The sequence below is a fragment of the Nocardia aurantiaca genome, from assembly GCF_009708175.1.
Lineage (GTDB): Bacteria > Actinomycetota > Actinomycetes > Mycobacteriales > Mycobacteriaceae > Nocardia > Nocardia aurantiaca.
Genome location: NZ_WMBB01000004.1, coordinates 127,559 through 148,023 on the forward strand (window position 1 = coordinate 127,559; position 20,465 = coordinate 148,023).

Consider the following 20,465-nt stretch of genomic DNA (forward strand, 5'->3'; position numbering starts at 1 on the left):
AACGCCGGACACGACCGTAAAGAAACCGTCAGGATCGTCGGCCTGACCAGCATCGGAGGTATGAAGTGGGGAGCCCGTCCGCCCAGGAACGCGCGGCCGGATCACACCTCGAAATGTAAGGAGAAGCCGTGCCGCCCATCGCCGTCACCCTGATGGTGATCTTCGGGTTCATCGGTTGCGCGTTGGTCTTGCGCGTCCTGGCCGCCGACGAAGCCACCCGCGAACCCGTCCGCACGCCGCAGCAGGGCTTCCGCGCACCTCGCGCGATGATGGACGAGTGAAACGCGGCCAGCTACGCATCTACCTCGGCGCGGCCCCCGGCGTGGGCAAGACCTACTCGATGCTCGCCGAAGCGCATCGGCGGCTGGAGCGCGGGCGCGATGTGGTGGCCGCGGTCGTGGAGACCCACGGCCGGAGCAGGACAGCGGAGCTGCTCTCCGGAATCGAGCGCATCCCGCCGAAGATGATCGAGTACCGCGGCACCACCATGGCCGAACTGGATGTGGACGCCGTGCTGCGGCGGCGCCCGGCGGTGGTATTGGTCGACGAGCTGGCGCACACCAATGTGCCCGGCAGCAGGCACGAGAAGCGCTGGCAGGACGTGCAGGAGCTGCTGGACGCGGGCATCGATGTGGTCTCCACGGTCAATGTGCAGCACCTGGAGAGCCTCAACGACGTGGTCGAGCAGATCACGGGCGTGACGCAGCGAGAAACCGTGCCGGACTGGGTGGTTCGCGCCGCCGACCAGGTGGAGCTGGTGGACATCACCCCGGAAGCCCTGCGCCGCCGGATGTCCCACGGCAATGTCTACGCCGCCGAGAAGGTGGACGCGGCCCTGCGCAACTATTTCCGCACGGGCAATCTGACCGCGCTGCGCGAGCTGGCGCTGCTGTGGCTGGCCGATCAGGTCGACGCCGCGCTCGCCAAATACCGTGCCGACCACAAGATCACCACTACCTGGGAGGCGCGCGAGCGCGTCGTGGTGGCGGTGACCGGCGGCCCCGAATCGGAGACCATCGTGCGGCGCGCCAGCCGCATCGCCGCCAAATCCAGCGCCGAACTGATCGTGGTGCACATCGTGCGCGGTGACGGACTGGCCGGGGTGTCGGCGCAGCGGCTCAACCGCCTGCGCGACCTCGCGACCAGTCTGGACGCCAGCCTGCACACCGTCACCGGTGAGGACGTGCCGACGGCACTACTGGATTTCGCGCGCCAGGTCAATGCCACCCAGCTGGTGCTGGGCACCTCCCGGCGCTCGCGCTGGGCGCGCATGCTCGACGAGGGCATCGGCGCTACCGTGGTGCAGGAATCCGGCAAGATCGACGTACACATGGTGACCCACGAGGAATCCAACAAGGGCGGCTTCCGCTGGTCCTCGCTGACGCGGCGGGAACGCAAGGTCGGCTCCTGGTCGGCCGCGTTCATCGTGCCGTCGCTGATCTGTGCCGTCATCTACTTCTGGCTCGACCGCTTCCTGGACCTCAGCGGCGAGAGCGCCCTGTTCTTCATCGGCGTCATCGCGGTCTCGCTGCTCGGTGGCGTGGCCCCGGCGGCGCTGTCCGCGATCCTGTCGGGCGTCCTGCTGAACTGGTTCTTCACCGACCCCCGCTACAGCCTCACCATCGCCCAGCTGGACAACTTCCTCACCATCGTGGTGCTGCTGCTGGTGGCGGTCGCGGTAGCGGCCCTGGTGGACGTCGCCGCCAACCGAACATTGGAGGCGCGCAAGGCATCTCGCCAGGCCGAGCTGCTGACGCTGTTCGCGGGCTCGGTGCTGCACGGCGCGGACCTGCCCGGTCTGCTCGAGCGCGCCCGCGAGACCTACGGCCAGGACGCGGTCAGCCTGGTCACGGACGACGAGGTCATCGCGTCGGTGGGCGACCACCCGCCGACGAAGGTCGGCGACGCCGAAACCGCGTTGGAGGCAGGCGATGACATGCACTGGCTGCTGCTGCGCGGGCGTCCCGTGACCTCCGGGGACCGCCTGGTGCTGGGCGCGGTCGCGAATCAGGCGGCCGGGCTGGTGCAGCAGAAGCAGTTGCAGGAGGAGGCCGGCGCCGCCCAGGCGGTCATGGAGGCCGACAAACTGCGCCGCGCCCTGCTCTCGGCGGTCAGCCACGACCTGCGCACCCCGCTGGCCGCGGCCAAGGCGGCGGTGTCCAGTCTGCGCAGCGACGATGTGGAGTTCTCCCCCGAGGACACCGCCGAATTGCTGGAGACCATCGAGGAATCCGTGGATCAGCTGACCGCGCTGGTCGGCAATCTGCTGGACTCCTCACGCCTGGCCGTCGGCGTGATCAAGCCGCAGGTGCGCAAGGTCTACCTGGACGAGGTGGTGCACCACGCGCTCATGGGCATGGGCACCCGCGGCATGCGCCGCACCACCATGGACCGGGTGAAGGTGGAGGTCGACACCATCTCGGTGCGCGCCGATCCCGGTCTGCTGGAACGGGTCCTGGCCAATCTCATCGACAATGCCGCCCGCTACTCCCCCCGGGACTCGATGGTGCGGGTGGCCGCCGAGCGGGTCGGGAAGCGAGTCGCCATCACGGTGGTCGATACTGGTCCGGGCGTACCGACCGGCCTCGAGGATCAGCTCTTCGAGCCCTTCCAGCGGCTCGGCGACCGCGACACCTCCACGGGCGTGGGTCTGGGCCTCTCGGTGGTGCGCGGTTTCGTGGACGCCATGGGTGGCACCGTGCACGCGGAGCCCACCCCCGGCGGCGGTTTGACCATGGTGATCGATCTGCCCGGGGGCGAGGACTCCGCGGGCCCGGAAGAGGAGAACGGGTGACGAACGCGGCGCCGGCGCCGACCGCAGTGCTCGTGGTCGATGACGAACCACAGATCCTGCGCGCTCTGCGCATCAATCTGTCGGTGCGCGGCTACGAGGTGACCACCGCGTCCAATGGCGCCGCGGCCCTGCGCGCGGCCGCCGAGAAGCACCCCGACGTCATCATTCTCGATCTCGGCCTGCCCGATATGGACGGCATCGAGGTGCTCGCCGGTTTGCGCGGCTGGTCCACCGCCCCCGTCATCGTGCTCTCCGCCCGCACCGATTCCTCGGACAAGGTGGAGGCCCTCGACGCGGGCGCCGACGACTACGTCACCAAGCCCTTCGGCATGGACGAGCTCCTCGCCCGCCTGCGCGCCGCCGTGCGCCGCTCGGCGCATACGGCCGACGCCGCCGAGCCGGTCATCGAAACCGACTCCTTCACAGTCGATCTCGCGGCGAAGAAGGTGACCCGCCACGGCCATGACGTGCACCTGACCCCGACCGAGTGGGGGGTGCTGGAAATGCTGGTCCGCAATCGCGGCAAACTGGTCGGCCGCCGCGAACTCCTGCGCGAGGTCTGGGGTCCGTCGTACGCCACCGAAACCCACTATCTGCGTGTGTATCTCGCCCAACTGCGCCGCAAACTCGAGGACGACCCCTCACAGCCCAAGCACCTGCTCACCGAGGCGGGCATGGGCTACCGTTTCCAGTCCTAGTCGGCGCAAAAGATCAGGAAGCCCTCACCGCGTGGAATCGGACAGCATTCCGCGCTGAGAGCTCCCTGATCCGAGACGGACCACTCAGCTCGGCAGGATCGCCGTGTGCTCGGATTTCACGGCGTCGAGTTTCTGGGGGTCCAGGCCGAGGCGGTCGAGAATGGTGGGAGCCACCTGGGTCATGGAAACCTGCTCGGACACACTGTGCTTCGCGATACCCGAGCCCACGACCAGCAGCGGGACGTGCCGGTCCTCGGGGCTGGAGCCGCCATGCTCGGCGATCTTGGACTTGCCGGCGGTGTAGACCGTGCCGACGGTGCCCGCGAAGATGTCCGGCACGCGGGTGTCATTCGCGTCCGCGCCGAAGTACGTGGCGGCGTCCGCACCCGCGTAAACCTGGCCGGTGTCCACACCGGACGCGGTGAACGGCTTCGGGTTGCCATTGATGTCGGTGCCGGTTCCGTTGGCCTCCAGCAGCTTTCGCTTCGCGAAGGCGGTCGCGTCCGGCGACCGGTCGGCCAGCCACCACAGGATGGCGGCGTCGTCGATGGAGTGCGCGATCAGCTTCGGGGTCTGGGGGTGGGTGGCCGCCCACTCCTTGTTGATCGAATCGATGATCGGCTTGTCGTCGACACGGGTCAAAGCGTCCGGCCTGATCGGGGACTGGCCGTGCTTGGCGGTCACCACGATGGTGGTCTTGTCGGTCAGGCCCGCCTGGTCCAGGGCGGCGACGAAACGGCCGATCTGCTGGTCCACGAAGTCCAGCGAAGCCGACAGCAGCGCACCGGGTTTGCCGTCGACCGAGTAGCCCTTGGACGCGGGCAGCTTCTGGCTCACCGACACGGCCTGGAAGTTCATACCGAACACCGCGGGCACGCCGACCTGTTTCGCGCCCGAGTGGTCCTTGCCCTTGATCTCGTTGACGATGGCGTCGGCCTTGTAGGTGTCATAACGCTTGGTCTGGTCCGCGTCCTTGGTCCAGGCGTCACCCTTGGGCGATTTGCTGTCGATCTCCGGGGTGAACAGGTCGTCGATCGAGTGGCCGCCCCTGCCATTCATGACCTGGTACGCCGGGTGCTTGTCCGCCCACGCGGTGCGCTGACCGGCCTCGTGCACCACCGAGAAGATGGTGTTCACCTTCAGGTAGTCCGACGGCGAAATCGGCTTGCAGGTGGCGGGATCCACGGGCAGCTTGGCCGGATCGAGCACGCTGCTCGGGTCGTCGGTCATGGCCATGACGCCGTCCGGCAGGCCGGACAGGCCCTGGCCGCCGTCGAGTTCGTCGGTGTTCTTGTCGATCTCCTCGGTCAGCGGGACCTGCGCGCCCTTCTTGGCGGTGGCGCAGTCCTTGGTGCCCGCCGGGAGCAGGTCCCGGGCCCAGGTGTCGTCGTAGTAGACACCAGTGGTCTTCGGGCTGCCGCCGGTGATCATGGCGACCGTGCCCGGGAACGAGTCGGCCGGGGTCAGCACCCGCGCATCCGTGTACTGCGCGCCGCGGGCCACCAGCTTGGCGAGCGCCGAATCCTGGTGCGCCGCCACATAGTCGGCGAGATCCGACTGATGCATGCCGTCGATCGACAACAGCAGCACATGCTGGTCGCGCTGCTGCGAACCCCCGCTGTTGCCACAGCCGGCGACCGCCAGCCCCATCACCGCACACGCCCCGGCCGCGGCCAGCCGGTAACCCATCCTGCGCACCTTGCTCAACTCCGTTTCCTCACCTCCGGCCGCCCGAACGGGTGTGCCGAGATCCCGGAAAGGGTCGCGACCGCGGGTAACGGCCGGGCGTCGATGCGATGATGGCCGCGCGAATATTGGCTGCGAGCTCTGAGCGGCGGCCGCGTGTTCAGCGCCCTGGGTGCGCGCCGCTCACCGCGTCAGCCGGATGGGCAGCGACTTGAGGCCATTGTTCAGATTCGAGCGTATGCGCCGGGCGTCGCCGATCTGCTCCAGCTTCGAGAAGCGGGCCAGCAGTTCCTCGAAGAACACCCGACCCTCCAGCCGCGCCAGATGCACGCCCAGGCAGAAGTGCTGGGCCAGACCGAAGGACAAATGCGGGTTGGGATTTCGGCGAATGTCGAAGCGCTGGGCGTCGGCGAAGACGTCCTCGTCGCGATTGGCCGAGGTATACCACATGGCCACCTTGTCCCCCGCCCTGATGGGGACGCCGCGGATCTCGGTGTCGGCGGTGGCGGTGCGGCGGAAGTAGTGCAGCGGGTTGGCGACACGCAAAATCTCCTCCACCGCACCGGAAATCAGCGCCGGATTCGCGCGCAAGGCGGCCAGCTGCTCCGGATGCCGCAGCAGCAGTTGCAGACCCGAGGACAGCATGGTCTTGGTGGTGTCGTTGCCGGCCGTCACCAGCTGGGTGAAGAAGCTGCCGAACTCCAGATCCGACATGGGCTTTCCGCCAAAGGACCCGCCCAGGATGAGCGAGGTGAGATCCGCCTTCGGCTCCTCGGTGCGGCGTGCCATACAGAACTGGATGGCGTAGATGGCCATGTTGGTGAGCTCGGCCGTCACGTCGAAGTCCCCGACCAGGTCCGGATCCTGCTGGCTGGTGGACTGTTCGGCCCAGCGTCGAATGCTCGTCCAGTCCGCCGCCGGAATCCCGAACAGCCCGCCCACCACCTGACTGGGCAGCACGCCCGCCACGTCGTGCACGAATTCCACCTCGCCGTCGACGCTTTCGAGCAGGGCGCGGGTCAGCTCCCGGACCCGGTCCTCCAGCTCTTCGATCACCCGCGCCTTGAAATGCTCGGCCAGCGGCTTGCGGTATGCGGTGTGCCGCGGCGGATCCATCATGAGCAGCATGTTGCGGGTCTGTTTCAGGCGCTCGGGCGGTTGGTTCTCCAGGATCACGCCCCCGCGTTCGGCGGAGAACAGCGCAGGATTGCGGGCCACGTGCGCCACATCCGCGTGTTTCAGAACCGCCCAGTAGCCGGGCTCGCCCGGCATCTCCTGCCAGTGCACCGGATCCGTTCGGCGCAGGTTGGCGAAGATCTCGTGGATCGGCCCGGACACATAGAGTTCCGGATCGTAGATGTCCATGATAATGCCCATGGCCCACCTCTGTATTCGCTTGCGGGTATGCGTCTTTCACCTCGGACGCTAACTGCGCGCGCGGGCGGGCGGCGCTGTTCGGGGCGGCGATCCCAGTCAGTGGACGCGAGAGAAGGGCACCCGACGCCTGGTACCCGGACGCCGATGAACGAACATGGAGGCCATGCCCGTTGCCGCGATCGTGTTCGACATGGACGGCGTACTCATCGACACCGAGCCCATCTGGGAGGAGGTACGACGCGAGTACATCGCGGAGATGCGGGGGCGATGGCTGCCCGACACCCAGGACCGGTTCATGGGAATGAGCACGGCCGAGTGGTCGCGATACCTGAGCGAGGACCTGCTCGACGGCCGCCGCACGCCCGACGAGGTAGCCGAGGACGTCATCTCCCGCATGGCCGCCCGCTACACCGAGCATCTGCCGCTCATGCCGGAGGCGGCCGACACCGTGCGGCGCCTGGCGGAGACGTGCGCCCTCGGCCTGGCCAGCTCGTCTCCGCGGCGGCTCATCGACGTGGTACTCGATCACATGGGCGTCACCGATCTGTTCGCCGCAACCGTGTCCACCGAGGAGGTCGCGCGCGGCAAGCCCGCGCCCGACGGCTATCTCGAGGCCGCCGCGCGGCTCGGCGTCGACCCGGAACTGTGCGTGGCGATCGAGGATTCCAGCAATGGCCTGCGTGCCGCCCACGCGGCGGGCATGACGGTCATCGCCGTCCCGCATCCCCGATACCCGCCCGCCGTGGACGCCATCGCGCTGGCGGCGTACGTTGCCGACAGCCTGAAGGACGTCACATCGGAGCTGGTGGCGGAATTCCCCTGACCACCTCGACGTTCCGAACAATCGGCAACCAGGTGGTTGTCCCGGGTGACTCAATGGGAGGATCTTGCTATGTCCGAACAGACCGCCGCACCGCAGCCCGCCACCGACCCGGCCACCGAGCCGGTCAAGCTGTGGGCCGAACGCACCGGGACCCGCGCCTACACCGGCCGCAACAATCGGGGTGGCGAAGTGTTCATCGCGTCCGCGGGTGTGCCGGGCGCGTTCACCCCGGGTGAGCTGCTGAAGATCGCGCTCGCGGGCTGCACCGGCCTGAGCGCCGACTTCACTCTCGCGCGCCGCCTGGGCGACACCTTCGACGCCACCGTGCACGTCTCCGGCGACGCCGACCGTGAGAACGAGCTGTACCCGGAGCTCACCGAGGAAGTCGAACTGGACCTGAGCGAACTCGACGAGGAGTCCCGGCGGCGGCTGCTGGTGGCCGCGCAGCGCGCCATCGACAAGGTGTGCACGGTCGGCCGCACCCTCGAGGCGGGCACCACCGTCAACCTGACCTTCCGCATCGACGAATGACTTCGGATCCGGTCCGGCTCAGCGCCTGGGTGCACGGCTATGTCCAGGGCGTCGGTTTCCGCTGGTGGACCCGCTCGCGCGCGCTGGAACTGAACCTGGCCGGTTATGCCCGCAATCACCGCGACGGCCGCGTGCACGTCGTCGCCGAAGGACCGCGCGATCGCTGCGAAACCTTGCTCGACCTGCTACGTTCCGGTACTACACCGGGCCGGGTAAACCTGGTGGTGGAAGACTGGAGTACCGCCGCGGGCGGCATGACAGGATTCGAAGAACGCTAGCGAGCGGCGAGCCCACGGAGTCGACCAATGCCCACTGACCGTCCCGGTGGCCCGGACAAACCGGACCACCCCACCCCCGACCCCGCGCGTCCCGCCGAATCCCATACCACCCCGAACGATCCCGTCCACCCGGGCCATGAGCACTACCCGCTGACCCCGGATCCGGACGCCGGACCCGCCCCGCTCACCGGCGGCCGCAACGAACCCACCGTCCAGTTCGAGGCCGAGTCGACACCGGGTCCGTCCAGCGGATCCCCCACTACCGACCAGGGCGGCAGCGGACCCACGATCCGATTCGGCGGGGGCGGAGCTGAGCCGACTCGCGCGCTCCCCCCTGAATCCGGGTTCGGTGCGAGCACGCCCGAGCCGGAGACGGGCGGCGCGGCGGCCTCCGGCGAATCCCAAAGCGCCGTAAGCGGTTCCGGGGGACCTGCCGCGGGTCAGCCGGGCGGGCATCAGCCGACGCTGCCGCTGCCCGCGGATTTCGGGGCCGAGGAGCATCACGGGCCACATCACGTGGCGGGGGAATTCCATGGCGGATCCGGGGCTTTCGGGCGGCCGGGAGACGGCGCTCCGACTGCCGGGTCGGGCGAGACGCCCGGTCCCCTGCTGGGCGGAGCCGGTTTCGTACTGCCGGGACCGTCCTTGGAGCCCGGGGAACCGGCGCTGCCCACGCCGCTGGAGGAGCCCGCCCCGCCGCGACGCGGGAGCATCACCACCCAGGAGGCGGGAGTCACGCAGCCGCGACCACCCACGGTGGCGGAGGCGCGGGCTCGGGAGAAGGCGCGGCGTCGAGCCGAGGAACAGGAGCGGGCCGAGGCGGAGGCCGCGGAAGCCAAGCAGCGCAAGAAGAAGCGAATATTGATCGGCGGAGCGGCCGTGGTGGGAATAGCGGCGCTGGTCGGCGGCGGATACCTGGTGGCTTCGGCGTGGAACGGGCCCGAGGTGACGGCCTACTGCACGGTGGTGGCCAACAAGGGTGAGACGGTCCCCACCGGACCGGGCCAGACCGTGACCGCCACGCAGGACAATCAGGAGATCGTCGTTCCGGACAACTACTGTTCGGATGCGCAGGATCATGGGGACGGCGGGGTGCACCCCGGATTCTTCTTTCTGGCGGGGCACTCCTACCGGTACTACTACGGCGGCACCGGCACCATCGGTCACGCGCCGAGCGGCGGCACCACGGTGGCGCCGAAGGGCTCGACGGTGAAGACAAAGAGCGGCAGCACGATTCAGCGCGGCGGACTCGGTGCGAAGATCAAGGGTGGAGGTTCTTAGTGCGGCGAGTTCGCAGCACTCCGCGGCCGGGTTGGCAGCGGATCATCGAGAGTCAGGGTCTGGTCTACGGCTCTCCGGGGCAGTACCCGAACGGTCACCCCCGCCCCTACTGGGACGAATCGGTGCACTACGAGTTCGACATGGACGAGATCCTCGCCATGGAAGCGCAGGTCGAGGTGCTGCACTCCATGTGCCTGCACGCCGTCGAACAGGTGGTGCTGACCGAGCGCTTCGCCGATTTCGGTCTGCCGCAATGGAGTTGGGAGCCCATCACCAAGTCCTGGCACCGCTCCGACCCGCACGTCTACGGGCGCTTCGACATGCGCTACGACGGCCGCGGCCCCGCGAAACTGCTGGAGTACAACGCCGATACGCCCACCTCCCTGCTGGAGGCGGCAATCGTGCAGTGGCACTGGCTCACCGACACCCACCCCGACGATGACCAGTGGAACTCCCTGCACGAGAAGCTGGTCGAGCGCTGGGGTGAGGTGCGCGAGACGCTGCCGGGCTCGCAGCTGCACTTCAGCTGGTCGGGCGCGGACTCCTCCGGCGAGGACAATGTCACCACCGCCTACATGCAGGAGACCGCCGCCGAAGCCGGCTTCGACACCGTCGCCCTCCCCATCGAGGACGTCGGATTCGATACGGAGCTGGGCCGTTTCGTGGATCTGGCCGAGGCCCCCATCGAGGCCATCTTCAAGCTCTACCCGTGGGAATGGGCCCTCGACGACGACTTCGGCCGGCGCGTGGTGGAGTCCCTGCCGGAAACCATGTGGGTCGAACCGCTCTGGAAGACCCTGTTGTCCAACAAGGCGATCCTGGCGGTGCTGTGGGAGATGTACCCCGGCCACCCCAACCTGCTGCCCACCTACCTCGACGACCCGCACGAGCTGACCGAGTACATCCGCAAACCCAAACTGGGTCGCGAAGGCGCGAATATGACGATCGTCGGCGCGGGCATGGAAACCGCCACCGGCGGCGTCTACGGCGCCGAGGGGTATGTCTACCAAATGCTGGACCCGCTGCCCGAATTCGACGGCATGCGACCGGTGCTGGGTGCTTGGATCGTGGGCGACACCTCCGCGGGACTGGGCATCCGGGAGACCGTCGGCCTCATCACCGACGACAGCTCCACCTTCGTCCCGCACCGAATTCCGCAGTAGACGCGCCCCCGACCTGGAGGATCACCGATGACCACCGCACTCGCGCTCGAAGCCGGGTACTGGCACTCACTCGGCCGCGGCGTAGGCGCGATCCTGCTCTACGCCCTGCTCGGTCTGGCGCTCATGCTCATCGGCTTCCAGGCCGTCGACTGGACCACCCCGGGCAGTCTGCGCGCCATGGTGGCCCGCGGACTGCCCAATGCCATCATCGTCAGCGCCGCGGCCATGATCAGCATGGCGTTCATCGTGGTGCTGGCGATCTACGCCCAGGCGGGCAAGCTCTCCGAGGGGCTGATCGCGGCCACTGTCTACGGACTGGTCGGCATTGTGGCCCAGGTGATCTCGGTGCGCGTCCTGGAGTACGTGCTCGGCATCGACATCGGCGCGGTGCTGAAGAATCCCCAGTTCAGCGCCGAAGCCGTGGTCGTCTCCGCCGCGCACGTCGCCATCGGTCTGGTGGTCGCGATCGCCATCCTTTAGCGCACGCGGCTGTACTTGATGAAGGCCACGCCGTCCTCGAAGACGCGGCTGGTCAGGACCCGGAACTTGGCGGGTTCGGGCAGCTGCCCGGCCGTGCCGAAGAGCGGGCGGCCGTGGCCGAGGACCATCGGGTAGAGCTTCAGAAACACCTGGTCGATCTCCGGCAGCAGCGACTTGGCGAGCTCGCCGCCGCCGCACAGCCAGATGCCGAGGCCCTTCTCGCGCTTGAGCTCGCGCACCCGCTCGATCGGGTTCTCGGAGATCAGTTCCACGTCGGGGGCGGGGCTCTCCGGCAACGTGGTGGACACCACGAACTGCCGCAGATGGGCGTACGGGCTGGACGTGCCGGTGCGGACGCCGAAGTCGTGGGTCTTGCGGCCCATGATCACGGTGTCGAAGTTCTGGCACGGTTTGTCGACGCCCAGCACCTGACGAACCTTGGTGGGGAGGGTCTCGGGATACTGCGCGATGATCGCCGGACCGTGGTCTCCCCCGACCGGGAAGAAGTCGACCGAGCCCGCATCGGTGGCGATGAATCCATCGATGGTGGCCGCGACGAAGTAAGTCAGTTTGCGCATCTGTTCCTCCACCGGCACAACGCATGCCGCTACTGAAAAAGGTAGCGCCTCGAAGCACGGGATAGGGAGGCTCGGTCACGCTCGACCGACGTTGGAACGAAGAAAACCTGCTGGTCTCAGCCGCGCGGGCGGGGCTGACACCGCGGACAGGAGAAAGACGAACGATTCATGAACTTCTCCCGGCGCATGATCGCCCCGCAGCGCCGGCACGGCTCGTCCTCACGCCCGTAGGCATTGAGCGACCGCTCGAAGTACCCGGACCGGCCGTTGACGTTCACGTAGAGCGCGTCGAAGGAGGTGCCCCCGGCCCGCAGCGCCTCGCTCATGACGTTCCGCGTCTCGGCGAGCAGCGTGTGCAGCGCGGGTCCGGTCAGCCTGCCGGCCGGGCGCTCACCATGGATCTTGGCCCGCCACAGCGCCTCGTCGGCATAGATATTGCCGATCCCTGACACTACGGTCTGGTCCAGCAGCAGCCGCTTGATCTCGGACTGCTTGCCGCGCAACGTCTTCACCACGGCGTCGGCGTCGAACCGCGGATCCAGTGGATCGCGCGCGATGTGCGCCGCGGACTCCGGCACCCAGGTGCCGTCCACCTCGACCAGATCCGAGAGCATCCAGCCGCCGAAGGTGCGCTGGTCCACGAACCGCAGCTCGTTCCCGTCGTCGAGGGCGGCCACGATGTGCGCGTGCTTCTCCAGCGGCGCTGCCGCGGGCTGCACCAGCATCTGCCCGGACATGCCGAGATGCACGACGAGAGAGGTATCGGGCTCGTCGAAGGTCAGCCACAGGAATTTGCCCCGCCGCTGCGCGTCCGCCACGCGCAGACCGGTCAGGCGGGCGGCCAGATCGTCACCGCCGGGCTCATGCCGGCGCACCGAACGCGGATGCTTGACCGTCACCCGGTCCAGGACGCGGCCCACCACATGCTCGGCGAGCCCGCGCCGGACGACTTCGACCTCGGGAAGTTCGGGCATCTAGCTCTTCGAGCCGTCGTCCGAACCCTCGGGCGCGTTCTCGGCGTTCAACGCCCGGTAGGCCGCGCCCGCGGCCTTCTGCTCCGCTTCCTTCTTGGAGCGGCCCACCCCCTGGCCGTAACCCTGCCCGCCGATCACCGCGGTGGCGGTGAACTCCTTGTCGTGGTCGGGTCCGGTGGAGGTGATCTCGTAGCTGGGCACGCCGATGCCGCGCTCGGCGGTCAGCTCCTGCAGGCTGGTCTTCCAGTCGAGCCCGGCCCCCATACGAGGACCGCGCTCGAGCAGTTCGGCGAACAGCCGCAGCACCACGGTGCGTGCCACCTCGATGCCGTGCTGTAGATGCACGGCACCCAGCAGCGACTCCATGCCGTCGGCGAGGATGCTCGGCTTGTCCCTGCCTCCGGTGAGCTCCTCGCCCTTACCGAGCAGGAGATGACGGCCGAGACCGCCCGCACCGAGACCACGGGCCACCTCGGCGAGCGCGTGCATGTTGACCACGCTCGCGCGTAGCTTCGCCAGCTCGCCCTCGGATTTGTCCGGGTGCTCCAGATAGAGGCGCTCGGTAATGCTCAGTCCGAGTACCGAATCGCCCAGAAACTCCAGGCGCTCGTTGGTCGGCAGGCCACCGTTCTCGTAGGCGTACGACCGGTGCGTGAGCGCGAGGCGCAACAGCTCCGGCTGCACGTCTACGCCGAGCGCCTCGAGCAGGCTGGCATGGTCGGCTGCGTCACCTACGGCGGGAACATCCGCCGCGTCCTTGCTAGCGGTCACGGTCGGCTGAAGGCGAATCAGATCGCGGAGGTGACCTGACGGCCCTTGTAGGTGCCGCAGCTCGGGCACGCGATGTGCGGCAGGGTCTTCTGACCGCAGGCCCGGTTCGGGCAGGTGATCAGGGTCGGCGCGGTGGCCTTCCACTGGCTGCGACGCGCGTGGGTGTTGGCACGGGACATCCGGCGCTTCGGAACGGCCACGACTAGCTCTCCTCTGTCTTCTTACTTGCGGCACCGTTGTGTCCCGCAAGGGTGGAATCGGTTGATGGGTCCGACACGACGCGTTCATCGAACCCAGCCGCATCGGGGGACTCAGCGTTGAAATTGGCGAGCCCGGCCCAGCGAGGGTCAAGTATCTCATGACCGTGGCCGGAACCCGCAATCGCCATCTTGACGCCGCATTCCGGGCACAATCCGGCACAGTCCGGCTCGCACAGCGGCTGCAACGGCAGCTCCAGGCCGACGGCGTCCACGACGACCGGCCCGAGGTCGATCGTGTCGTCGACGAGACGGTGGATCTCGTCTTCCTCGGTGGTCTGCTCGGTGGTGCTGTCCGGGTAGGCGAACAGCTCGGTCACCTGTAGCTCGATCTCGTCGGTGAACGGATCGAGGCAGCGCGAGCACTCGCCCTCGAGCGGAGCGGACACGGTGCCGGTGACGAGCACGCCCTCGGAGACCGACTGCAGCATGAGATCCATCTCGACCTGCGCACCGGCCGGGATGCCGATCAGATCGAGGCCGATCTTCTCCTCGGTCGTCAGGGTGCGATGCAGCTCGCGCATGGAACCGGGCGCACGTCCGAGACTCCGTACATCCAGCACGAAGCCCGCGTCGGTCACCTTGGGACGATGACGCGAACCTTTACCGGAATCGGCAGGCATCTCTGAACTCACTCACGCTAGGTGTGGGATGGGCAACCACCCAACAATACCGTGACCATTGCCCTCTGTTCCGCGACGGGCGGGTCCGCGGCCCCGAGGTCTCGGCTTCCCTTCTCCGCCGCGGCGCGGGTCCGGGGAGTCGTTCGCGCCTCGCTCGGAGGCGGAGGTCTATCGAGCCGCGGTCCAGAATCGAGCGCTTCGCGTCCGCGCGCTCGGCCGTGAACCTCCGGGTGATCCGCTCAGTGGCGGAACTCCGCGGCGTAGTCCGGGACCGAGGTGCCCGGGCGCACCTGGTGGCGGCCGCGACCGAGGACGCGCAGGGTGTTGTGGAGGGTCTCCTCGAAGTCGGCGAGCTTGCCGTTGACGTAGTCGTCGCATTCCTGGCGGAGGCGGTCGGAGTCCTCCTGGGCGGTATCGATGAGGCGGGCGGATTCGGCGTGGGCGGCGCGGACCACTTCGGTCTGGGAGACGAGGCGGTCCTGCTCGGCCTTGCCCTCGGCCACCGAGCGGTCGTAGGAGGCCTGACCGGCGGCGGCCAGGCGGTCGGCCTCGGCACGGGCGCGGCCGGTGAGGGCGTCGTATTCCTTCTGGCCATCGGCGACGGTGCGCTCGGCCTCCTCCTCCGCCGAGCCGACGAGATGCTCGGCGTGGGCGCGAGCTTCGGCGACCATGCGGTCGGCGTGCGCCTTGGCGTCGGCGAGGATGCGGTCGGCTTCGTCGCGGGCGGAGGTAACCGTGTGGTGCGCTTGCTCATTCGCGGTCTTGACGGTGGCCTCGGCGCCGGTGCGGGCGTCGGTGACGATCTTGTCGCGATGATCGAGCACGTCCTGGGCGTCGTCGAGTTCGCCGGGCAGCGCCTCGCGGACATCGTCGAGCAGTTCCAGCACCTCGCCGCGCGGCACGATGCAGTTACGGGTCGGCGGGATGCCGCGGGCCTCTTCGATGATGGCCACCAGTTCGTCGAGCGCTTCGAATACCCGGTACATGTGCTACCCCACTCTCCTGCCAGGACTCACGGCGAGACTCTCCGCTTCCGCCAGTCTGCCAATCTCCGCGCTGTCAACAAGGTCCGACGCGGCGTGTCGCGGGTTTTCCGGAACATGGCCTGTTTCACAGACCACAAAAACAAGTGGAGGAAACCACTCCACTTGGTGTTACCTTTGAAGGGCAAGTAAGTGTCGGCCAATGGCAGTCGCCCGGAACGACTCCGGACCGCCCGGTCGGCACCGACATGTTCGGATGGGGAAGACGATGGCTGTCCACGAGATTCCGGAACGGGCAACGATGCCCGTGACCGGGCTGGTGAACACCTATGCCTATGGCACCGAGGCCCTCGCCCACGGCACCGAGGCGCTGCACGCGACCGGCGTCCGCTGGCTGGCCCGGCTCGGGGCCTGGCTGCGCGGCGAGGCGGTCTTCGCGCAGTTGATCCGTTTCGCGCTGGTCGGCGGTCTCAGCAATGTCGGCTACATCCTGCTGTTCCTCGCCCTCTACGGTGGTGGCCCGCAACTGGCCAATCTGGCCGGATCCATCGTGAGCACGGCGCTGGCCAACGAGATGCACCGGCGGCTCACCTTCCAGGCGGCCGACCGCGTGCGCTGGTACACAGCGCAATTGGAGGGCGGCGCGCTGGCGCTGGCCGGACTGGCCATCACCTCGGCCGGGCTGGCCATTCTCGAGGTCATCGAACCGGGGATGGGCGGTATCGCCGAAGCCATTGCGGTGCTGGGCATTACCGCCGCGGTCGGCACCATGCGCTTCCTCACCCTACGGCTCTGGGTCTTCTGAGTCCTCTATTCCCTTCTTGTTCTCCGCGTGTGCGGGAACCCCTTTCGGCGTGTCCGCGTCCAAGACAGCATCGACGACGAAAGGGGTTCCGACATGGACCGTTGGCGCGGATGCCTTGGGGGACGGCGGCATACGGCCGGACCGCGACCGCGGCGGCCGATGGGGCGGGCGTGCGGGTCGTGTGCGCTTCCCCGGCGGACGCAGCGCCCACGCCGGGAGGGCGAATGAGCGCGGTGACCACGGCCGGCGGACGGCGGTGTGAGGCGAGGCGATCGCGGCGGGCGCTGCTCGAGGGGTGCGGCGCACAGCGCGGGCACGATCGGCCGTTCGCGACGCCGCTCGGCCGACGGGAGCAGCATCGGCAACTGATTCGGGCCGTGCTGCCCGATATGGCGCCCGGCACCGTGGTGAGCCATCAATCGGCGGCGGTGCTGTACGGCACCACGCTCTGGCGGGCGCCCCTGGACCGCGTATGCGTGACCCGCAACCGCCGCGGCGGCGGCCGCACCAGGCCTTTCACGAAAGTCCATGGCTCACCGGTGGATTCCGCGGCGGAGATCGACGGCCTGCTGGTCACCACCCCGGCCCGCACCGTGGTCGACCTGGCTCTGACACTGCCCTTCGACGCGGCCGTGGTAGCGGGCGACGCGCTGGTCGGCGCCTTCGGCCTGACCCCGGCCGAGCTCACCGACGAGCTCGTCCGCGCCAAGGGCCGCTATGGCATCAACCAGGCCAAACAGGTCATCACAATCCTCGACGGCCGCAGCCGGAGCGTCGGCGAATCCCTCAGCCGCACCATGATCCACCACCACGCCCTACCGCTCCCCCACTCCCAGGGCGATGTCCTCACCCCCGATGGCCGCTTCGTAGCGCGCGTCGCCTTCTATTACGACTCCGCCGGTGTCCTCTGCGAGTTCGACGGCCCCACCGAATACGGCCGTCTGCTCCGCCCGGGCCACGACCTCGCCACCACCATCCATCGTGAACGAACCCGCGAAACCCATCTGCGCGCCTTGGGCTTCGAGGTCGTGCGCTGGACCTGGGAGGAACTCGTTCGCGATCGAGCCGGCCGCCGTCTCCGCACCGCGTTGACCCGGCCGCGCCCGCGCCCGGACGGTCGAATCGAGCCCGCCCCGGCAACGCAACCACGTCCCGTCCCTGTCCGCGCCTTATGACACCGGGCATCGGCCACGCCGCGGCCGCCGGGCCTTATCGGAATCCGCCGCGTCCCACGGCCCCGGCTCGGCGCGAAGGCCGTCGCGGCTGACCGGTCCGAACACTCGCTGAGCCGTATGGGGTTGCGGCCCAGCGGGTGTCGGTGCACCGCTATGAGCACCGGTCTTCTCGTGACGCATCCGGGCGTGAGCGGATTCAGCCCTGACGTTCGGCGATGCGGGCCAGCAGGCGCTTGTGGACGATCGGGGGGAGGAGGTCGGCGACGTCGCCGCCGTAGGAGGCGACCTCCTTGACCAGGGAGCTGGAGACGAAGCCGTAGGCGGGGTTGGTGGCGATGAAGTAGGTGTCGACACCGGTGAGCTTGCGGTTCATCTGGGCCATCTGGAGCTCGTAGCCGAAGTCGGTGGCGTCGCGCAGGCCCTTGACGATGGCGCTGATTCCCTGCTGCTTGGCGAAGTCGACCAGCAGGCCGCGCCAGGATTCCACCCGCACATTGGGCAGGTGGGCGGTCACCTCGCGGATCAGCTCCATCCGCTCCTCGACGGTGAACATGCCCTGCTTGTTGGGGTTCACCACGACGGTCACGACCACCTCGTCGAATTGCGCGGCGGCGCGGGCGATCACGTCGAGATGTCCATTGGTCACGGGGTCGAACGACCCGGGGCACAGTGCTCCAGCCATGGCCGCACGCTACCGCATCCGGACTGGACGGTCGCGGCCCGACCGGTCGATCATCAGCTGTCATGCCTAGTCAGCTATGGTTTCGCAACCAAGCGACTGCTTGCCACGCGTTTGTGAAGTGTTCTTATTTCGCCCGTTGATCGTTTGCTGCGCCGATTGCGAAGCTGCATCGACAATCTCGCTCGATCAGGAAGTACGCATATGGCAAGGGCATCGTTGGGTCGGAAGATCGCAGTCACCGTGGCTGCGACAGTGAGCGCGTTCGGCGGCCTGGTAGGCGCGACCGCGTCCGCCGATCCCGGGAACGGCCACGGGGCGGCGCCGGAACACATCTTCTACATCATGATGGAGAATCAGGGCGACGCCGACATCCTCGGCAACACCGCCGATGCGCCGTACATCAACCAGCTGGCCAAGGACAACGGCGTGTCCACCGGTTTCCACGGCGTGACCCACCCCAGTCTGCCCAACTACCTCTCCATGTTCTCGGGCGACTTCCAGGGCATCTGGGACGACTGCAAGGCCGGCGCCAACTCCACCTGCGCCCCTGAGGAATTCGTCCCGAACTCCGGCGACGGCACCTCCGGCGCGTCGCTGACCCAGGACCAGGTCGCCAGCGCGACCGCCAAGCCGCACATGTTCGCCGGCAAGAACCTGGTCGACGAGCTCGAGGGCAAGGGCAAGTCCTGGAAGGCCTACATGGGCGCCATGCCGTCGGTCGGGTACCAGGGCGAGTACGCGCCGGGTAACGTCAACGGCACCACGGTCAAGCTGTACGCCCAGAAGCACAACCCCTTCATGTACTTCTCGGACATCAACTCCCCCGGCAATGCCCGCCTGCAGAAGGTGGTGCCGTTGGAGAACAACTTCGACGCGGACCTGAAGAGCGGCAACGTGCCCGCCTTCAGCTGGATCAGCCCCGACCAGTGCTCCGACATGCACGGCCTGTCCACCGCGGCCGCCGCGCTGATCAACAAGCCCGACTGCGCGAACCCGGATTCCGGTGTGGCGCACGGTCCGATCCACCGCGGTGACGACTGGCTGAAGGACACCGTCGGCAAGATCATGAACTCGGACACCTGGAAGAAGACTCGCTCCAGCATCGTGGTCGCCTGGGACGAGAACGACTACTCCGGCTTCTCCGGCGGCCCGGGCAGCCCGGTCGGCGCCAATGGCACCGTCCTCGGTGGCGGCGACGCCCCGCTGCTGGTGATCAACTCCGACAAGGTCCACAAGGAACAGGGCGAGCAGGGCAAGCCCCAGCCCCACCACAAGACGTCCACCGATGTCACCGACCACTACTCGGTGCTGTCGGCCATCGAGCAGATGTGGGACCTGGGCTGTCTGGCCAACACCTGCCAGTACAAGGCCCCCGAATCGCTGCGGGACCTGTTCGAGAACTGAGCTTCCGGCAGATTCGCTGACGGTGCCCGACGTGTCGCACACGTCGGGCATCGCCGTATCCGCCGCTCCCGCTTCAGGTCTCGAGAATGGGGGCGCCACCGAAGACACCGACCAGAGGCGGGTCGTTGAAGGCGGTGATGCGCGCGATCCTGGCCCCGATCAGCGTGAGGACCTGAATGCCGTAGGCCTCGTAATGGTGGTCGTCGACGCGTTTGTGAACGACGAAGGCGGGCTGGCCGTTCGCGCGGACCGGGGTGAAACGCCAGAGGCCCGGCCGCAGAATGCGGCTGCGGAGGAAGCCGTGCACCGCGTCGCGTCCGGTGAACCATGTTGGCGTGGGCGGCATTTCCATTTCGACGTCGGCGCGCATGAGCTCGAGCAGCGCGGCGTGATCGGCGCGGGTGAACGCGTCGACGTAGTCGTCGAGCAGCCGCCGCTGGGCGAGCTCGTCCGGCTCGGCCAGGTCCGCCGCCACCGGCCCCGCCTGGGCCAATCGGCTCCGCGCCCGCCGCAACGCGCTGTCCACGGCCGTCGGCGTGGTATCCAGCATGGCGGCGACCTCCACCGTCCGGAAGGCCAGCACGTCGCGCAGCGTCAGCACCGCGCGTTGCCGGGCGGGCAGAAGTTGCAGTGCCGCAAGGAAAGCCAGCCGCACCCCCATCCGCCCGGCCACGATCGCGGCCGGATCGTCGAACCCGAACAGCGAGTCCGGCGCGGGCTGCAACCACGCCACTTCGGGCTGCCGGGCCGCCATCGCCACCCGGTGATCGTCCTCCGGCGCGCCCAGTCCCGACGGCAGCGGTCGACGGGAGCGCCCTTCCAATGCGGTCAGGCAGGCCATGGTCGCGATCTTGTACAGCCAGTTTCGCACCGATGACCGCCCCTCGAACCCACCGAACCCGCGCCAGGCCCGCAGATAGGTCTCCTGCACCAGATCCTCGGCATCGTGCACCGACCCCAGCATGCGATAGCAGTGCGCGAGCAGCTCTTTCCGGAATCGCTCGGTGAGAGCGGCGAATTCGTTCTCGGCAGGCACCGTGGTGGCCGTGCGCGACTCGGTGGTGGAGGGCTCGATGTCGGAAGGCATGGCTGTTGCTCCCGG

At 68.1% G+C, this 20,465-nt stretch carries 22 protein-coding genes; 12 read left to right on the forward strand and 10 right to left on the reverse strand.

Annotated elements, in window-relative coordinates; translation table 11 throughout:
- Positions 1-128: 128 nt before the first annotated feature.
- From GLP40_RS09335 to GLP40_RS09345, 3 genes are read left to right on the forward strand one after another with little or no spacing between them, the layout of a single operon-like run.
- Positions 129-281, forward strand: coding sequence for a hypothetical protein (locus tag GLP40_RS09335; protein ID WP_154787467.1), 153 nt, complete (start codon positions 129-131; stop codon positions 279-281).
- Entirely contained in the window at positions 278-2,794 is a 2,517-nt protein-coding gene (locus GLP40_RS09340; RefSeq protein WP_328289921.1) for a sensor histidine kinase KdpD, read from the forward strand. The genes GLP40_RS09335 and GLP40_RS09340 overlap by 4 nt, the downstream gene beginning before the upstream one ends.
- Entirely contained in the window at positions 2,791-3,492 is a 702-nt protein-coding gene (locus tag GLP40_RS09345) for a response regulator (protein WP_328289922.1), read from the forward strand. Before GLP40_RS09340 ends, GLP40_RS09345 begins: the two co-directional genes overlap by 4 nt.
- Positions 3,493-3,576: 84 nt before the next feature.
- Here the strand turns inward: GLP40_RS09345 and GLP40_RS09350 are convergent, their stop codons facing one another.
- Together GLP40_RS09350 and GLP40_RS09355 are read right to left on the reverse strand one after the other, a co-directional pair.
- Positions 3,577-5,190: an alkaline phosphatase family protein gene (locus tag GLP40_RS09350; RefSeq protein WP_328289994.1), complete on the reverse strand. Its 1,614-nt coding sequence runs from the start codon at positions 5,188-5,190 to the stop codon at positions 3,577-3,579.
- Positions 5,191-5,361: 171 nt separating this feature from the next.
- Positions 5,362-6,555, reverse strand: coding sequence for a cytochrome P450 (locus GLP40_RS09355; RefSeq protein WP_154787468.1), 1,194 nt, complete (start codon positions 6,553-6,555; stop codon positions 5,362-5,364).
- Positions 6,556-6,718: 163 nt separating this feature from the next.
- Between GLP40_RS09355 and GLP40_RS09360 the strand changes: the two genes are divergently transcribed.
- The 6 genes from GLP40_RS09360 to GLP40_RS09385 all read left to right on the forward strand — a co-directional run bounded on the left by GLP40_RS09360 (position 6,719) and on the right by GLP40_RS09385 (position 11,111).
- On the forward strand, positions 6,719-7,378 hold the full coding sequence (locus tag GLP40_RS09360) for an HAD family hydrolase (protein WP_154787469.1): 660 nt from the start codon (positions 6,719-6,721) through the stop codon (positions 7,376-7,378).
- Positions 7,379-7,447: 69 nt separating this feature from the next.
- The gene (locus tag GLP40_RS09365) at positions 7,448-7,909 is read left to right on the forward strand and encodes an OsmC family protein (RefSeq protein ID WP_154787470.1); all 462 of its coding nucleotides are present in this window, start codon (positions 7,448-7,450) and stop codon (positions 7,907-7,909) included.
- On the forward strand, positions 7,906-8,187 hold the full coding sequence (locus GLP40_RS09370; protein WP_154787471.1) for an acylphosphatase: 282 nt from the start codon (positions 7,906-7,908) through the stop codon (positions 8,185-8,187). The genes GLP40_RS09365 and GLP40_RS09370 overlap by 4 nt, the downstream gene beginning before the upstream one ends.
- Before the next feature lie 27 nt (positions 8,188-8,214).
- Positions 8,215-9,468 carry a YML083C domain-containing protein gene (locus GLP40_RS33695; RefSeq protein ID WP_230329403.1) on the forward strand — a complete coding sequence of 418 codons (1,254 nt, stop codon included), beginning with the start codon at positions 8,215-8,217 and terminating at the stop codon, positions 9,466-9,468.
- Positions 9,468-10,631, forward strand: coding sequence for a glutathionylspermidine synthase family protein (locus tag GLP40_RS09380; protein ID WP_328289923.1), 1,164 nt, complete (start codon positions 9,468-9,470; stop codon positions 10,629-10,631). The genes GLP40_RS33695 and GLP40_RS09380 overlap by 1 nt, the downstream gene beginning before the upstream one ends.
- A 27-nt stretch (positions 10,632-10,658) precedes the next feature.
- The gene (locus GLP40_RS09385; protein WP_154787472.1) at positions 10,659-11,111 is read left to right on the forward strand and encodes a DUF350 domain-containing protein; all 453 of its coding nucleotides are present in this window, start codon (positions 10,659-10,661) and stop codon (positions 11,109-11,111) included.
- Here GLP40_RS09385 and GLP40_RS09390 read toward each other — a convergent pair.
- The 6 genes from GLP40_RS09390 to GLP40_RS09415 all read right to left on the reverse strand — a co-directional run bounded on the left by GLP40_RS09390 (position 11,108) and on the right by GLP40_RS09415 (position 15,300).
- Positions 11,108-11,689 (reverse strand): dihydrofolate reductase family protein, encoded by a 582-nt coding sequence (locus tag GLP40_RS09390; protein WP_154787473.1) that lies wholly within the window; start codon positions 11,687-11,689, stop codon positions 11,108-11,110. The two genes, GLP40_RS09385 and GLP40_RS09390, sit on opposite strands and share 4 nt — an antisense overlap.
- A gap of 116 nt (positions 11,690-11,805) precedes the next feature.
- Positions 11,806-12,663 carry a bifunctional DNA-formamidopyrimidine glycosylase/DNA-(apurinic or apyrimidinic site) lyase gene (gene mutM, locus GLP40_RS09395; protein ID WP_154787474.1) on the reverse strand — a complete coding sequence of 286 codons (858 nt, stop codon included), beginning with the start codon at positions 12,661-12,663 and terminating at the stop codon, positions 11,806-11,808.
- The gene (rnc, locus tag GLP40_RS09400) at positions 12,664-13,434 is read right to left on the reverse strand and encodes a ribonuclease III (RefSeq protein WP_328289924.1); all 771 of its coding nucleotides are present in this window, start codon (positions 13,432-13,434) and stop codon (positions 12,664-12,666) included.
- Positions 13,435-13,451: 17 nt separating this feature from the next.
- Complete coding sequence (gene rpmF, locus GLP40_RS09405; protein ID WP_120737450.1) at positions 13,452-13,634, reverse strand: 50S ribosomal protein L32; 183 nt, start codon at positions 13,632-13,634, stop codon at positions 13,452-13,454.
- Between the two features lie 2 nt (positions 13,635-13,636).
- Positions 13,637-14,314, reverse strand: a complete 678-nt coding sequence (locus tag GLP40_RS09410) for a YceD family protein (RefSeq protein ID WP_154787475.1) — start codon at positions 14,312-14,314, stop codon at positions 13,637-13,639.
- Between the two features lie 239 nt (positions 14,315-14,553).
- Positions 14,554-15,300 (reverse strand): DivIVA domain-containing protein, encoded by a 747-nt coding sequence (locus GLP40_RS09415; RefSeq protein WP_154787476.1) that lies wholly within the window; start codon positions 15,298-15,300, stop codon positions 14,554-14,556.
- A gap of 265 nt (positions 15,301-15,565) precedes the next feature.
- Here GLP40_RS09415 and GLP40_RS09420 point away from each other — a divergent pair, with 265 nt between their 5' ends.
- Positions 15,566-16,102, forward strand: a complete 537-nt coding sequence (locus GLP40_RS09420; RefSeq protein ID WP_230329404.1) for a GtrA family protein — start codon at positions 15,566-15,568, stop codon at positions 16,100-16,102.
- Positions 16,103-16,326: 224 nt separating this feature from the next.
- Positions 16,327-17,277, forward strand: a complete 951-nt coding sequence (locus GLP40_RS09425) for a hypothetical protein (RefSeq protein ID WP_154787477.1) — start codon at positions 16,327-16,329, stop codon at positions 17,275-17,277.
- Between the two features lie 196 nt (positions 17,278-17,473).
- Here the strand turns inward: GLP40_RS09425 and coaD are convergent, their stop codons facing one another.
- The gene (gene coaD, locus GLP40_RS09430; RefSeq protein ID WP_154787478.1) at positions 17,474-17,959 is read right to left on the reverse strand and encodes a pantetheine-phosphate adenylyltransferase; all 486 of its coding nucleotides are present in this window, start codon (positions 17,957-17,959) and stop codon (positions 17,474-17,476) included.
- A 240-nt stretch (positions 17,960-18,199) separates the two neighbouring features.
- Here coaD and GLP40_RS09435 point away from each other — a divergent pair, with 240 nt between their 5' ends.
- The gene (locus tag GLP40_RS09435) at positions 18,200-19,363 is read left to right on the forward strand and encodes an alkaline phosphatase family protein (RefSeq protein WP_196054599.1); all 1,164 of its coding nucleotides are present in this window, start codon (positions 18,200-18,202) and stop codon (positions 19,361-19,363) included.
- A gap of 73 nt (positions 19,364-19,436) precedes the next feature.
- Here GLP40_RS09435 and GLP40_RS09440 read toward each other — a convergent pair whose 3' ends face one another.
- Positions 19,437-20,450, reverse strand: a complete 1,014-nt coding sequence (locus tag GLP40_RS09440) for an RNA polymerase subunit sigma-70 (RefSeq protein WP_154787480.1) — start codon at positions 20,448-20,450, stop codon at positions 19,437-19,439.
- Between the last annotated feature and the right edge of the window lie 15 nt (positions 20,451-20,465).